Origin of the sequence: Citrobacter europaeus, assembly GCA_020099315.1 — a bacterium.
GTDB classification, from domain to species: domain Bacteria; phylum Pseudomonadota; class Gammaproteobacteria; order Enterobacterales; family Enterobacteriaceae; genus Citrobacter; species Citrobacter europaeus.
In genome coordinates, this window is the sequence record CP083650.1 from 2,647,126 (window position 1) to 2,661,846 (window position 14,721).

General features: G+C 51.3%; 15 protein-coding genes, 2 tRNA genes and 1 pseudogene. 7 read left to right on the forward strand and 11 right to left on the reverse strand.

Features of this window, described 5'->3' with window-relative positions; all coding sequences use genetic code 11:
• Positions 1-16 precede the first annotated feature (16 nt).
• From LA337_12510 to LA337_12520, 3 genes are read right to left on the reverse strand one after another with little or no spacing between them, the layout of a single operon-like run.
• Positions 17-703: an alpha/beta hydrolase gene (locus LA337_12510; GenBank protein UBI14033.1), complete on the reverse strand. Its 687-nt coding sequence runs from the start codon at positions 701-703 to the stop codon at positions 17-19.
• A gap of 51 nt (positions 704-754) precedes the next feature.
• Positions 755-1,063: an AzlD domain-containing protein gene (locus tag LA337_12515; GenBank protein ID UBI14034.1), complete on the reverse strand. Its 309-nt coding sequence runs from the start codon at positions 1,061-1,063 to the stop codon at positions 755-757.
• Positions 1,060-1,767: an AzlC family ABC transporter permease gene (locus LA337_12520; GenBank protein ID UBI14035.1), complete on the reverse strand. Its 708-nt coding sequence runs from the start codon at positions 1,765-1,767 to the stop codon at positions 1,060-1,062. Before LA337_12520 ends, LA337_12515 begins: the two co-directional genes overlap by 4 nt.
• Before the next feature lie 145 nt (positions 1,768-1,912).
• Here LA337_12520 and LA337_12525 point away from each other — a divergent pair, with 145 nt between their 5' ends.
• The gene (locus LA337_12525) at positions 1,913-2,764 is read left to right on the forward strand and encodes a LysR family transcriptional regulator (protein ID UBI14036.1); all 852 of its coding nucleotides are present in this window, start codon (positions 1,913-1,915) and stop codon (positions 2,762-2,764) included.
• Positions 2,765-2,872: 108 nt separating this feature from the next.
• Here the strand turns inward: LA337_12525 and LA337_12530 are convergent, their stop codons facing one another.
• From LA337_12530 to LA337_12540, 3 genes are read right to left on the reverse strand one after another with little or no spacing between them, the layout of a single operon-like run.
• Entirely contained in the window at positions 2,873-3,628 is a 756-nt protein-coding gene (locus LA337_12530; protein UBI14037.1) for an ABC transporter ATP-binding protein, read from the reverse strand.
• A 2-nt stretch (positions 3,629-3,630) separates the two neighbouring features.
• Positions 3,631-4,659, reverse strand: a complete 1,029-nt coding sequence (locus LA337_12535; GenBank protein UBI14038.1) for an iron chelate uptake ABC transporter family permease subunit — start codon at positions 4,657-4,659, stop codon at positions 3,631-3,633.
• Entirely contained in the window at positions 4,656-5,648 is a 993-nt protein-coding gene (locus tag LA337_12540; protein ID UBI18454.1) for an ABC transporter substrate-binding protein, read from the reverse strand. The genes LA337_12535 and LA337_12540 overlap by 4 nt, the downstream gene beginning before the upstream one ends.
• 298 nt (positions 5,649-5,946) lie before the next feature.
• On the opposite strand from LA337_12540, the gene LA337_12545 reads away from it, so the two are divergent.
• From LA337_12545 to LA337_12570, 6 genes and pseudogenes are all read left to right on the forward strand, one after another.
• Positions 5,947-6,279 (forward strand): EmrE family multidrug efflux SMR transporter, encoded by a 333-nt coding sequence (locus LA337_12545; GenBank protein UBI14039.1) that lies wholly within the window; start codon positions 5,947-5,949, stop codon positions 6,277-6,279.
• Positions 6,280-6,312: 33 nt separating this feature from the next.
• A pseudogene (locus LA337_12550) lies at positions 6,313-6,571 on the forward strand (hypothetical protein).
• 168 nt (positions 6,572-6,739) lie between these two features.
• On the forward strand, positions 6,740-7,222 hold the full coding sequence (locus tag LA337_12555) for a glutathione peroxidase (GenBank protein UBI14040.1): 483 nt from the start codon (positions 6,740-6,742) through the stop codon (positions 7,220-7,222).
• A gap of 199 nt (positions 7,223-7,421) precedes the next feature.
• A tRNA-Val gene (locus LA337_12560) sits at positions 7,422-7,498 on the forward strand.
• A gap of 4 nt (positions 7,499-7,502) precedes the next feature.
• Positions 7,503-7,579: transfer RNA gene (locus tag LA337_12565), tRNA-Val, on the forward strand.
• 184 nt (positions 7,580-7,763) lie between these two features.
• Complete coding sequence (locus tag LA337_12570; GenBank protein UBI14041.1) at positions 7,764-8,486, forward strand: substrate-binding domain-containing protein; 723 nt, start codon at positions 7,764-7,766, stop codon at positions 8,484-8,486.
• Here LA337_12570 and LA337_12575 read toward each other — a convergent pair.
• The 5 genes from LA337_12575 to LA337_12595 all read right to left on the reverse strand — a co-directional run bounded on the left by LA337_12575 (position 8,473) and on the right by LA337_12595 (position 14,579).
• Complete coding sequence (locus LA337_12575; GenBank protein UBI14042.1) at positions 8,473-9,225, reverse strand: ABC transporter ATP-binding protein; 753 nt, start codon at positions 9,223-9,225, stop codon at positions 8,473-8,475. The two genes, LA337_12570 and LA337_12575, sit on opposite strands and share 14 nt — an antisense overlap.
• The gene (locus LA337_12580; protein ID UBI14043.1) at positions 9,222-10,226 is read right to left on the reverse strand and encodes an iron ABC transporter permease; all 1,005 of its coding nucleotides are present in this window, start codon (positions 10,224-10,226) and stop codon (positions 9,222-9,224) included. The genes LA337_12575 and LA337_12580 overlap by 4 nt, the downstream gene beginning before the upstream one ends.
• The gene (locus LA337_12585; protein ID UBI14044.1) at positions 10,213-11,268 is read right to left on the reverse strand and encodes an ABC transporter substrate-binding protein; all 1,056 of its coding nucleotides are present in this window, start codon (positions 11,266-11,268) and stop codon (positions 10,213-10,215) included. Before LA337_12585 ends, LA337_12580 begins: the two co-directional genes overlap by 14 nt.
• Before the next feature lie 158 nt (positions 11,269-11,426).
• Positions 11,427-12,437, reverse strand: coding sequence for an ABC transporter substrate-binding protein (locus LA337_12590; protein UBI14045.1), 1,011 nt, complete (start codon positions 12,435-12,437; stop codon positions 11,427-11,429).
• A 9-nt stretch (positions 12,438-12,446) separates the two neighbouring features.
• The gene (locus tag LA337_12595) at positions 12,447-14,579 is read right to left on the reverse strand and encodes a TonB-dependent siderophore receptor (GenBank protein UBI14046.1); all 2,133 of its coding nucleotides are present in this window, start codon (positions 14,577-14,579) and stop codon (positions 12,447-12,449) included.
• Positions 14,580-14,721 lie beyond the last annotated feature (142 nt).

Here is a 14,721-nt window from a genome sequence, read left to right on the forward strand (position 1 = left end):
TACCCACTGCAGTAATTTACCCGACTGAGATCCATTCAGTAATGGTTCTCGCCAACGCCTCAGGTTGTTCGAGCGGGATCATATGACCGCAATCCTTGATGGTTCTCAACGATGCACCAGGTATGGCATCGACCAGTTCCTCCGCCTCCTGCATGGAACGGATGGCGTCATCTTCACTGGCAATAACCAGAGTGGGACAACCTATCGTTGCTGAAGGAATACCTTGTCGGGTTAAGGTCGATTGCGTAATGAAGGCTTCAAATCCGAGACAACGTCCCATTTGCTGGATAGTTGAAATCATATCCCGATCTGATGCGTTTAGGGGGTGCAGTGACCGGGCAATAGCATTGCTGCTCAGCCCCTTAAACGTTGCGGGTGACAATGACTGCACGCTTTGCCGCTTTGATTCCGCCTCTAATGGCGTATCCTCCCGTAACGAACTGGCAATCAGTACCAGGGACTCCACACGATCCGAATAATCTGCAGCAAACTGCCGGGCAATGTACCCTCCCAGTGAAAAACCTATCAACGTAAATTTGTCAGGCAGACAGGTACTCATATGCTGCGCGATATCATGGAGGGTTAGTCCTCCGGTTACGGAAGCATGATGAACAATACAGTTTGCCGGCAGGTATGTTTCAAATTCATGCCAGAGCATTTCATTCAGCATATACCCGGGAATTAAAACGATCGTTCGTGGCATTAGGCTCATAGCACTCGCTTAAATGTATCGAAGGATTAGCTCAGGAACGGTTTAAAAATATCTGACCAAGGCTGAAACGACAATCCCAAGGGTGATAGCTATTAAAGGTCTTTTATAAACCAGCATCACGACGGCCGTGGTCAATAATGCCATCTGAGCGCCTTTGTCGCCTGTGAGGGCAACGGGGGCTAAAATCGCCACGAGAACGGAGCCTGACATCCCCTGAATAAAGGCTTTTATTCGGTGATTAAAAGGCACAAAGGACATAATCCAGACACCACCCCATCGGGTAACGAGTGTGACCAACGCCATAATAAAAATAATAATAAGAGGTCCTGTGCCTACCGTCTCAATACTCATTTTTTCTCTCTCATGATAATTCCAGTAATACCTCCGGCGAGGGCTCCAGCGATCACATGACTATTTTCTGGTAACCATTTATACGCTATCAGCGAGGCACTGGCCGCTGCGGCCCAGATAATCAACATCCTCAGGTTTCTTTCCCCTTCGAACACCATAGAAAGGAGAAAACACCCCATGACCATATCAAGACCAACGCTTTTGGGATCCTGGATAACGCTCCCAAAATACAGTCCTGCCAGGGTCCCTGCTCCCCAAAAAAGCCATAACGCAAGACCGCCACCAAAGAGTAATCCCAACCCCGCGCTTCCCCTGCTGAATGCCTGTATGGACATGGCCCAGTTAGCATCGGAAACGACCATCATGATCCCGTAGCGTTTAGCGGGTGTTAACGCGCGCAACCACGGGTATAAAGTGGCCCCCATTAACAGATGCCTGGCATTAATGGCAAAAACGGTGGCGATAAGGGTTAATACAGGAACCTGATCGGTCCAAAGCTCTAAGGTGGCGAATTGAGCATAACCGGCAAAAACCAGCAAACTCATCATTGTCGCCGACGTCGGGTCCACTCCTTTCTGCGATGCGGCCAGGCCAAAGGCGGCACCAAAAATAGCGACAAAGAGTGAAACCGGGATAAGCTGCCGAAAACCATCCCATATCAGCGAATGATTAAGTTGAGACAAATCGGGCTGGTGATGCGTCATCCGGGACCTCATGAATTTCATAACAGTGAAAGCAAACAGGGGGCCACTATGACAGTGTTGTGGAATCGATAAAAACGCATAATAATTGATATTAATATTTGATTATCGAATGCAAGGCTCAAAGGTGCATCATCAAGACCTCCAGATGGACTGGCTTAAATGTTTTGTCGCGGTAGTGGATGCGGGATCGCTTTCGGCTGCGGCACCTGAAGTCCATCGCTCACAATCTGCGGTCAGCATGCAACTTAAAAAGCTGGAATCTGCATTAGGGTGTCAGCTTTTACTTCGCGGCCCTCGTCAACATCAACTCACGTCTGAAGGACAAAAACTGCTGGGGTATGCCAGAAGGATGCTCGACCTTCATGCTGAAACACAGGCCGCATTTCACGGTAAGGAGTTAACAGGGCGTATTCGTCTGGGAGTTCCTGATGACTATGCAGCAAAATACCTTACCCCTGCGCTGAAGAGATTTGCCCCTAACTTTGGGTCAGTCGAGATCGAACTGAGCTGCGAGCAATCAACGTCACTCATTCCTCGCGTTGAGAGCGGCGATCTCGATTTGGCCCTGGTCTCCCGGGAGCAACCCAACCAGGGCGCGTTACTGTTTTATGAACCGATGGTGTGGGTGGGTTCTCCACAGTTTGAGGTCTGGCGGCGCGATCCATTACCCATTGCGGTTTATGAAAGTACAAGCCTTGCTAAACGTAGTGCTATCAACGCACTAGCACTGCAGGGGCGGAGATATAAGGTGGTGTATAACAGCTCCAGTCTGTCGGGACAGATTACAGCTGTAGAAAGTGGCCTGGCTGTTGCCGTTCTGACCCAGTGCAGCGTGCCACCTCATCTGCAAATTCTTGGCAGTGAACATCTTTTGGGGCCTCTTGAACCCATGGAAGTCTCATTGTTCAGAAGCCATACTTCCCAGGGTTCTCCTGCAGTGGATAGTTTGTACGATTTGCTCCTCAGGACATTACGGGTCAGAAAAGTTGAAAGTTAAGACGATTTATTAGGTGCCTCAACGTCCGCTGCTCGCTCAAAACTGACATTCCAGTGATTTAATCCAGCGGACGCTGAATATTGATAATGGTTTCTGCGTAGGCCTATTTCAGGCGTACTGGATATTCATCATTCCCCGTTCAGTTCGACAGATGGTCGCATCGACCTGCCAGGTAGACTGAATCAGTTCCGGGGTAAGTACAGCAGCAGGCTCACCGGACGCCACAACCTGACCTTCACGCAGCACGACCAGGTGCTGACAATATTTTGCAGCCAGATTCAGATCGTGTAATGCCATAATCACGGTAATCGGCAGCGCGGAAATAAGGCGCATCAGCTCCAGCTGGAACTGGATATCCAGATGATTAATTGGTTCGTCCAGTAATAGAATATCCGGTTGCTGGGTGAGCGCACGGGCTATCTGACAGCGCTGACGCTCGCCGCCAGACAGACGCTGCCAGGTTCTCTGGGTCAGAGCATCAAGCCTCATCATCGAAAGCGCCTGTTGTACAGCATCTTCATCAGCTTGCCGCCATGGCGTGAATGCATTACGGTGCGGCGTGCGGCCGAGGCGAACAATATCAATAACACTTAGCTCCGCTTCCGCCTCCGCATGCTGTGGAACAAAAGCAAGCGTGCGGGAAAGCTGGCGCTGGCTCAAGTTACTTGTCAGCTTGCCGCCAATTTTCACCCCCTCACACGCGCAGGGCTGAACGCCAGCGATCGCGCGAATCAGCGTGGATTTACCAGAGCCGTTAGGACCAAGTAGCCCCACCGTTTGCGAACGGTGCGCAACAAAACTGATATCAGATAACACCCGACGAGCCTGGAGCGTCACACTTAGCTTATCAACCACGATATGCATAATTATTTATCCCGGTTGCGGTACAGAATCATGGCAAAAACAGGAGCGCCCACAAGCGCCGTTACTACGCCAATCGGCAAAACCTGATGACTAATAAGGGTGCGTGAGATCAAGTCTGCAAGAATCATAAAATGGCATCCGGCAAGAAAAGCAACAGGGATAGTGAGCAAATGACGATGCCCGGCGATCATGCGGGTTATATGTGGGATAACCAGCCCAACAAAGCCTACAGCACCGATGGCGCTGACGATTACCGCCGTAATCAACGCGGTAGTCAGCAGTAAAATAACGCGTACCTGAAGCACTCGCGTTCCAAGCGTCGAGGAGACTTCCATACCAAAGTTAAAGGTGTCCAGCGAGCGGCTATAGCAAACCACGATAAGCAACCCGATGATGACGACAGCGAAGCACAGCAGCGCATCAGCCCAGCGTACACCACTCAGGCTACCCAGCAGCCAGAACATAACGCCGCGCGACTGTTCAGCATTGGCCGCCGTACTGACAATGTACGATGTTAACGCGTTAAACAACTGTGTACCGGCGATACCCGCCAGAATGATGCGTGCAGAGTTCACGCGCATACTACCCGATAACAATATGATCAGCATAAAAGCGGTACAGGCTCCGATAAACGCCCCGACACCCGTCGTGATGGAGCCGCTGCCAATACCAAGCAACATCACACTGACGGCGCCGGTTGAGGCACCAGCAGAGATCCCCAGCAAATAAGGATCGGCAAGCGCGTTACGCAACAATGATTGCAGAACCAGCCCGCATAACGCCAGCCCTCCACCGCAGCTGGCCGCCATCAGCGCACGACTCATCCGGTACTGCCAGACAATCCCTGCTTCTACGGCGGGTAAATCAAAGTGCGTTAGCCCCAGACCATTGGTTATTGCGCGAAAGGCAGTCGCGAAACTTACCGGTATATCGCCGGTTGCCGCAGCAAGGATCATCATGACCGGCAGACTGAGTATCCCGCAGGAAATTATCAGGCTGATTTGCCAGTAGAAAACAGATTTGCTCATCATCTGGAGGGAGCGAAAGCGTTCATCTGCTGGCTAATCAGTTCTACTGCTTCTACGTTACGCAATGATGGATTGAGCGACATGGCAGGAACCACCACGATATGCCCTTGTTTGACCGCAGGCATTTCACGCGTGACGGGATCGGTTTCCAGGAACCGTTTTTTAGTCTCTACGTCATCGGCGGGATAAAGCCGTCTTTCCATACTCGCAATAACAATAATATCAGGCTGAGACTTAACGATATGCTCCCAGGTCACCGCAGGCCACTCCTCATCAGAATCGATGATATTGTTCAGACCAAGTGTTTTATTAATCCAGCCTGGCGCGCCTTTACTGCCTGCTATCCATGGATCGCCTTTCAGACGGGGACTTGAAAACCAGTAAACCACTTTAAGCGGCGCTTGCGGTTGCATGTGGATTTGCTGCTGCGCGGCGACAATTCGCTCAGACAGCTTTTGCTTCAGAGCCTCACCACGTGCTGGCACATCAAAAACGCGCGCCAGCGCCGAGATTTCATCAAGAATGATATCGATTGAGTAAGGTTTTGATCGTGCGCCATCGCCGTTGGAGGTCGCTGTGACTGTTTTTGCAGTACAGTCGGCTGGAGAGATCCAGGTCCTGATCCCCAATTGTTCAAATTGTTGACGCGTAGCCACCTCTCCCTGCGGGCCAACGTGCCAATTGTACTGAGCAAGAACCAGCTCAGGACGCTGGGCCGCTACGGCTTCAAATCCAGGCGCATTCTCAGCAAGTCGCTTTAACCCCGCCCCTTGCTTTTTCAAATCATCGGGTAATGCACCAAACCAAACAGCAGTGCCTACAATTTTATCTTTCAGTTCCAGCGCCAGCATGAGTTCCGTTTCATGTTGACCAATTGTCACCACACGTGAAGGTGCATGGTTAAAGGTTTCTGTAACGCCGCAGTTTTCGATTGTCAGTGGATAGTTGCCGGCAGTTGCGCCAGTCAGGGGAAGCAACAGCAGTACAGGCATCAACAGGGGGAAAGTGAGTTTCATAATTCCATATTCAAGTTATGTTATAACATAACAATATACGTATTCTAAAATTCGCTGTCAACGCATAGTCCGCCTCCTGCATATACAGGATCTCAGAAAACACGTACACGTCCGCTTCTTGCTGATAGAACACCTCACGGCGCTTCAGACGATCCGTTACGTGCCACGAAGATGACATTTTTTAAACTAAACTAAAGTAGTTAGCGTTGCGTTCAAACGCATCTCACCCTATGTGATACGATAATTGTTTTAGATTGTTACATGGGATCAGATTTTGAATTCATACATTTTCCTTGCCGGGGCCATCGTAGCGGAAGTCATAGGAACAACCCTGATGAAGTTCTCTGACGGATTTACACGCTTATGGCCATCTGTAGCAACTATTGTGTGCTACTGCACAGCCTTTTATCTTCTCTCCCAGACCCTGTCGACCATTCCAACGGGTATTGCGTACGCAATTTGGTCAGGTGCTGGAATCGTATTAATCAGCCTTTTGGGCTGGTTGGTAAGTGGGCAAAAGCTAGATTTTCCGGCGATCGCAGGCATGCTTCTTATTTGTGCTGGGGTTCTGGTTATTAATATTTTTTCAAAATCCTCCCCACATTGATTCTTTTCTCTTGCTTGAGCAGGAAAAGTGAGTATGAAAATACCAAAACTCCATACGAAACGTTTGCTGTTAAAACCATTAGAAGCCGAAGATGCCTCGCAGATTCAGGTGCTTTATCCACGCTGGGAGATAGTTCGCTATATAGTATCCTCATATCCGTTCCAGACGTATTTCAGACAGTAGCGGCATGCGGCTTATCAGGACAGAAAAGAAAGAGTATGTCAGCGGTTTGCTGGATTCTGAACTCTGGGAAATCACGCGCGACGAATGGAACGCTCGTCAGCCTGGTTAATATAAATTATGGAATGTCCATAACTGAACCGCAGAGAATTTCTATTTTTGCCCTGCACCAATGGCAAGTTTATTAATCCTGCAGTTGCGATCATAATAAATAGATACGCAGCGAAGCCTGTCACTCGCGGGCAACATGAGTAATGCTATCTTATTTGAGGAATCCGGCATGACCCCCTTTCATCAACTAACTGCCACCAGTTTGCACGGCCAGCCCATCTCTATGGCCGACTACGCTGGCAAACTGGTTCTGGTGGTTAATACCGCCAGCCATTGTGGTTTCACGCCACAATATGCAGGCCTTGAAGCGCTTTACAAGAAGTACGCCGCGCAGGGTCTGGTAGTGCTTGGTTTTCCCTGCAACCAGTTCGGTAATCAGGAGCCCGGTGGAGCAGACGAAATCGCGCAAACCTGTCACATCAACTACGGTGTGAGCTTCCCGATGTTTGAGAAAGTGGAAGTCAACGGTGCCGCTACACACCCGGTGTTTCGTTACCTGAAAGACGAATTACCCGGCGTGCTGGGTGGGCGGATCAAGTGGAATTTTACTAAGTTCCTGATCGGGCGTGACGGCAAGCCGCTCAAGCGTTTTGCCCCCTTCACTACCCCAGAAAAAATAGAAGCCACGATCCTTACAGCGCTTAAAGTCTGAGCGCCCCTGTAATGCAAACCGCCCCTGGTATGCTCCAGTTCGCTGTCTGAATAAAAAACACGCTGCAAAATCAACAAAATATAATCAACTTGCTTAATTACTCTGCAATCGCGTGAGATCAGGAAGAAAAATGCTATTTCCCTCTTGCCTCATTCGGTCTGTGCCGCTAATATTCGTCCCCGTTGTCACCTACAACGTTGCGTTCATAGCTCAGTTGGTTAGAGCACCACCTTGACATGGTGGGGGTCGTTGGTTCGAGTCCAATTGAACGCACCATCTTGCGTCCGTAGCTCAGTTGGTTAGAGCACCACCTTGACATGGTGGGGGTCGGTGGTTCGAGTCCACTCGGACGCACCAAATCATCTCTTTGATTTGGTGCTATTTCCCTTCAAAACTCTCTTTTTATCTCAGGTTTATATCCTTCAGTTTTATCCTTTTCCATGATGATTCAATAGCACTGCGCTAAATCATTCTAAGTTCCATGATCAACGCGTATCATTCATCTTCTTCGCATAATGTCTTTCGCCAGAGAACGGATACCATGCCCTCTTCCATCCTCCTGTTCGCCGCAGGCAGTTTACGCCCGGCATTTACTCCACTGATAAGCCAGTTCACACACCAGAGCGGAATAGACGTTAAGGTTGAATATGGTCCGGCCGGTTTATTGCGCGAGCGGATTGAAGCAGGTGAACCCTGTGCGCTCTTTGCCTCGGCCAATCGGGAGCATCCGCAACGTCTGCTGGCTCAGAAGAAAGCGGTTTTCACGCAGACCTTTAGCTGGAATCAACTGAGTCTGGTCAGCAATCGAACCGGCGCCTGGCTGGATTTGCTGCGCGACCCAACGCTGCGACCAGGTACATCAACGCCCGGCTGTGACCCTTCCGGAGACTATACCTGGGCATTTTTCGACAACATGGATGTACTGGAGCCGGGACTCGGGCAACAGCTTCGAACGCGCGCCATCCCGCTGGTTGGTGGTCGTGATACGGTAAAAATCCCGCAAGGAGAAATAGCAAGCGCCTGGATCCTGCGCCAGGGGCTGGCCGATCTGTTTATCGGTTACGCGCATTACGCACACACGCTGCGCGCGCTGCCCGACGTACATTACGTGGCTATCCCTGATGAGCACAATATTCACTGCGAATACCAACTGGCGGTGCTTGATGCGTCCAAAGAAGTGATGGCGCTGGTTGAATTCATACTTTCCCGCGACGGGCAGGCGTTTCTTACCGCCGCAGGATTCTTACCGCTTAACGACGAATAGAAAACAACGGCGCGATAAACGGCGTGTGGTGGTTCTCCACGCTAAGTTTTCGCAGTGGTAAGCCATAGGCCAGGAACAAATTTTCTTCCGTCACAATGCTGTCCGTAGGTCCTGCCCGCCATTTGCCTTCGGGGAGCAGCAGCAAAGTATGGGTGGCTATCTGTAACGCATGCAGCGGATCGTGGGTTGAAAAGAGAATGCTGCATCCCTGATGATGGGCCAGATCGCTGATGAGTTGAAGCACCACCTGCTGATTAGCAAGATCCAGCGCGGAACATGGTTCATCAAGCAAAAGCGTCTGACACTCAGTCACCAGTGCCCGGGCTATCATCACCAGTTGTTGTTGCCCGCCGGAAAGTGAGCTAAACGAGCTGGAAGCAAGCTGCGCAATATTTAACTGCTCCAGCGCCTGCGTTGCTCTTTGTTGATCCTGCTGGCTCGGTTGCGCAAAAAGCTTCACGTGCTGTGCTCGCCCCATCAACACCACATCGCTGACCGTATAAGGAAACGGCAGATGGCTATGCTGTGCCACAATCCCTATCCCACCGTTATTTTCAATACTGCCTCCCAAAGCAGGCAGCGTGCCGGTTAGCGTATCGAGCAGCGTACTTTTACCCAGACCGTTACGTCCCAGCACAGCCCAGATCTCGCCTTTTTGGCAGCAGAACGTAAGCGGGTCAAATAGCGGCGCGCGATACCCATAAGTCAGCTGATTTACACGCAGTGCGGCAGGTTTCATGATTTCTCCCGACGGCTGGAGCGGATGAGTAAAAAAGCAAACAGCGGCGCGCCGAATAATGCGGTGATAATCCCCAACGGTATCTCCGCATGCATCAGGGTGCGTGCAATATCATCCACTACAATCATAAAACCGCCCCCCAGCCAGAAGGCGCACGGCAGTAGACGACGGTGATCAACGCCCACCAGCAAACGCGCCAGATGAGGAATAACCAACCCAACCCAGGCAATACTGCCGCTAACCGCCACCTGAGCGGCGACTAAAAATGCGCAGCACACCAAAACGCTGCGTCGCAAAGGAACAACCGCAACGCCCAGCGCTCTGGCATCTTTGTCATTAAGCGATAACAGGTTTATCCGCCAGCGTAGCTGGTACAAAACCGTCGCGGCAATACCGACCGGAATCGCCAGCAGCAGTACTTTATGCCAGTTGGCCGTCGCAAAGCTGCCAAGCAGCCAGAACACGATATTGGGTAACGTCTCTTCAGTATCAGCCTGATACTGAATCAAGCTCACCAGCGCGGAAAAAAAGCCGCTCAAAATGATACCCGACAGGATCAGCACCAGCGTATTTTCCAGCCCCTGCAGCGCAGCAATGGCATATACAAGGATCAACGCCGTCAGGCCGAAGAAAAACGTTGAACCCATCATCAACCACGGCGACAGACCGAGCAAAATAGCCAGCGTGCCGCCAAAAGCGGCCCCGGACGTCACGCCGATTATATGCGGGTCGACCAGCGGATTATGAAATACTCCTTGCAGCGTCGCGCCGCATAAACCCAGCGCGCCACCCGCCAGCAGCGCCATCAGAATACGCGGTAGCCTGACCGTCCAGATGACCTGGCCGGCAATCCCTTCGGCATCGCTAAAGTGCGTCAGGTGATAAAATACCTCGCGCAACGAAAGCGGATACTGCCCGAGGCACAGCGAACTGACGCCTAGCAACAGGACCGCCGCGATCAAAATCGGCTGCTGGGGTAAAAAGCGGTTACTTAGCTGCATCAGACTGCCAGTTCACGCGATAAAAACGCTGATAATAGTCTTGCGCCTGCGCATCAACATCCACGTCTTTATAAACATCCGGATACAGTTTCTTGGCCATCCATAGCTCACCGATCGCCAACGCTTCCGGCATCGGATAGCCCCAGGCTTTAGCGTATTCAGGCATCAGCCAGACGCGATGATTTTTCACCGCATCAATCCCCTGCCAGTTAGGATCATTTTGGATCTCAGTCACCACCTGCGGATAGCGATCCTGCACAAAAATCACCTGCGGATTCCACGCCAGTACCTGCTCCAGCTCAACCTGACGGGCACCTTTCACACTGGCAGCCGCCACGTTTAATCCCCCCGCGTGCTGCATCATCAGTCCTGTGTACTTCCCGGAGCCGTAAGTCATCAGGTCGGGGTTAGCCATATAAATACGGACTTTTTGCGCATCCGGGATTTTTGCAACCGGCGCATTAAATTTTGCCCGTGCCGCAAAAACGTAGTCGATTAATGTCTCGGCCTGCGGTTTACGCCCAACCACGTCCGCAATCAGGCGAATCCCTTGCTTTAACCCTTCGTTGTAAACCTGCTCTTCATCGGCCATGGTCGGGTTCATTTTATTCTGTTGCCCTGCGGCGTCCTTACGTAACGAGATAGCCACGACCGGAATACCGGCGTTTTGAATCTGCTGGATCATCTCCGCAGGCGCATAGTTAGCGACAAACACCACCTGTGGATGAATCGCCAGCAGGCTTTCGATATTCACGCTGGTGAGGTCGCCCGGTGTCGGCAATGTGGAAATTGTCGGCATAAAGCGTTCAAACTCAGGCCCGAGCTGTTTTTTCCAGCTCGACATCACGCCAACAATGTCCTGCTGCGCATCGAGCTGAACCAGAATATTTAAGGTCTGGTGTTGCAGCACGACCACTTTGTCGATGTGGTCCGCTATCGTGACCTGACGACCAAGCTGATCGGTGATCGTACGGTCGGCCTGGGCAGAAAATGCAAACAACATGCTGGCGCATACCAGCACAAAAGAACGGAAAGTAAACATGGGATACCATCTGGATAGAGGAGTAAAATCGATATGCATTAAATTATATAACGTGATAGCTGGCAACCCATTATCATCATGCGTCGCATCAAATCCCACATTTAAAAGGGGTAAATATGGCGTGCAATCCCTAGCGCGCCAGTCTTTACACGTGGACGCTACTCCTGTGGAGGTAACGCATTTAAAATTCGCATCGCCTGCTCCTGAGTAAGCGAATAATCGAAGAACTGGCGATAAAAATCTCGCGTCACGCTGACCATATCCAAACCGCTAAACAGCGCAGGATGCAGTTTTGATGCAGCCCACTGCAGCTGCAGCGCACTTTCAGTACCGTAACGATCCCAAGGGAACACGCCCGCCGGATTACGCCAAACGTTACCCTGCTTAACCGCGTCAAGTTCTTTGAACAATGCCGCGTAGGGTGAATTGCCGATATCACCGCAACCCGCCCCGAGAATAATGACCTGCGGTTGCCAGTAAAGCACCCGCTCAGGCGATACCTCTTTCATATTGCCGTTCACTTCTCCTGCCGCGTTCAATCCGCCCGCAAGCGTAATCCAGGTATCGATCAACGTGTGCCTGCCGTCGACTTTAAGCGGATTCAGCGATTGAATATGGAGTACCCGTGGGCGATGGTTTGCCGTTAATCCCGCCGTTTTAGCCTGCACGTCAGCGAGTACACGGTTTAGATACTGATTGTAAGCCGTCGCCCGGGCGCGCGCTTGCCCGGTACCCAGCACTTCTGCAGTTGTAGTGACCGATTTTTCCATCGAAGCATAGTCAGTAAATGCCATTTCAAGAGTCGGGATGCCCGCCTGGCTGTAACTTTGAGCATCCCCTTTTCCTTTTGCCACAAACAGCACATCGACGTGCCGGGCAAGCAAATCCTCACTATTGAATGATGTTCCCCGTATCTGTAAGGCTTGTCTCAGGGAAGGATTGATTTTGAACATCCAGGGCTGGTTCTCCTCATGGTTCACCGTCGCAATAATGTTACGGCCAGCACCCAGCGTCATCAGTATCGAATGATGAGCAAACCAGCCATCCGCAATACGCTCAACTTGCATGGGAACGGTAACCGTGTGACCAGCATCATCCACAACCTGGCGTGTTGCCAGGGCAGGAAACGCCAGCCACACACAAAGCAGCCATGTGTGGCACGTTTTCATGAGTAACCTCTAAAAATCAACCTGAACAGAAATCTGAGCCTGACGCGGTGCGCCAAGTTGCGCGCTGGCAGCCCCTGCCCCCGTGTAACCGGTCAATGCGCCGGGAACAATATTGGTCCAGTAGTGACGATCGGTGAGGTTGGTGATATCAAACCGGAAGGTGGTTGGCGTGTTCCATAGCCTGGTGGCATAACGCGTGCCGATATCCACCGTGGTGTAACTCCCGACCCAGCTGTCATTGGCGTTATCAGTAGCCCGACGCCCGACATAATGCACGTTCGTGTCGACATCCAGTCCTGGAACCCGTTCAATGGTGTAGATCGCGAGGATATTCGAGGCGAAGCGTGGTAAACCAACAACTTGCTTACCATCCGCATTGCTGGCCGCGGTATTATGTAGCACCGGATCAAGCCAGGCTCCGCCGCCTAACACGCGCAAATTTCGGGTAATATGCCCATCAGCCATCAGTTCCAGTCCTCGGTTTTTCTGCGTTCCGTCCTGGGCAAAATCACCGTTGTCGTTGGTATAGGCAAAGGGGCGTTTAGCTTCAAACAGCGCAGCGGTAAGCAGCAGATCCTTTACTGGCGCATATTTTGCGCCCACTTCAACCTGGCGACTACGGTAGGGATCTAATACCTGCCCGGCATTGCGCGCCCCAGCGGGTGCGGTATCGCCCTGCTGCAAGCTGTCCGCCCAGGTGGTATACAGCGTGACGCTCTCCACCGGTTTATACATCAGGCTGGTAGAACCGCTCATGCCATTGTCTTTCTGCCGGCTACTTTCATGCCCAGTTTTGTTGTAGTTACTGACGGTAAACAGGTTCTCACTACCGGAAAGCAGCAAGCTCCACTGCGGGGAAAAATGCAGCGTATCGCTTAGCAAAAACGCATGCTGAGTGGTCGTTGCTGAATGATAGCGATCGTTAAAGTCCGGATATGGTGGTCGTGGGTAGTCGGGATGTTGATCAAGAGAAGAATGCCCAAGGGTGAAGGTTCCCCCGTTTCTGGGATTATAGTTTTTCCATACAAATCCACGCATTCCGGTAGAAATGTCCTGCGTCAGCCAGCCGGTATCAATGCTACCGGTCAGGTTCGCTAAATAACTGTTGATGGTAAAGCGACTGGCCGCCGAATTGGCGGTTGTGGTGGTGTAATCTCCCCGATTATTCGTCAGAGTGTTGGTCACTGCCGTCGATTCTCGATCTGCGACCTGGTGTAGCACCCCCAGATCCAGCATCCAGTTACCGTCAAAATCATGCTTAATATGCATATCGGCGGTGGTCGTTTCGTCATCATGACCCGCATAAGACTGACCATATTTACTGTTCGTAGGATCAAATGCCGTGGGGAAGTGAACGCCCTTCGCCAGGGCAAAACTCCCTGGCATGCCTTTTTCATAGTAATGGTAATAGCTGAAATTACTCTCCAGCACCGTTTGATCTGTCAGTTGAAAATCCAGCCCTAATCCTGCGTACTGTCGACGGACATGGCTATCGGTGGTGTAACTACGGCCCTCATCATTTAGCAAGTTAAGGCGATATTTCACCCGGTCTCCCGCATCGATTGGGCCGCTGAAATCCATCGACGTCAGCGTTCCCGACCCTGTACCTTGCCCTACGGTTACGCGATGTAACGGCGTATCGACAGGTCGTTTAGACACCAGATTAAACATCCCCGCCGGATTGGCTGGGCCGTACAATGATCCGGCTATTCCATTCAACACGTCTATGCTCTGGAACTGTTCAGTCGAATATTCCGTCGTGGAGACGGCGTTCAGGCCATCAATCATATGGTTCTGTACCACACTCCCCTGCATGCCGCGGGTTTGCGGGCGGACGCCGTCCCCCTGAACGGAAGGTAGGTAACGATAGGCATCTTTCACGTCTTTGATCTGTTGCTGATCCAGCACTCTTTTCGACAAGGTCTGTACCGACCAGGGAACATCAATCAGCTCACGCTCGCCAAGGCTACCTAACATTGCTTTTTTTTCACTCGCCGGCGGTTCATGTTTCGAAAACGAGGATTGTGACGAGGCGGGCGCCGAAACGATGACGGTATCTTCAGCATGCGCGGTTACGGCGGTGGAAAGACAGGCAAAGGTCAATAACCCAGAGGCTACTGGGGTAATTTTGTTATTTAACATTCGTTAATTCAGTTTGTTAGGTAGAAAGACTGGAGGCCACTAACGCAAGCGCCTTCTCTTGAAGAGTACAGTTGTTATATTTGTATGATGAATAGGATAGACCCAATCGATATGTATGTAAATATATAACGACGTGTAATTG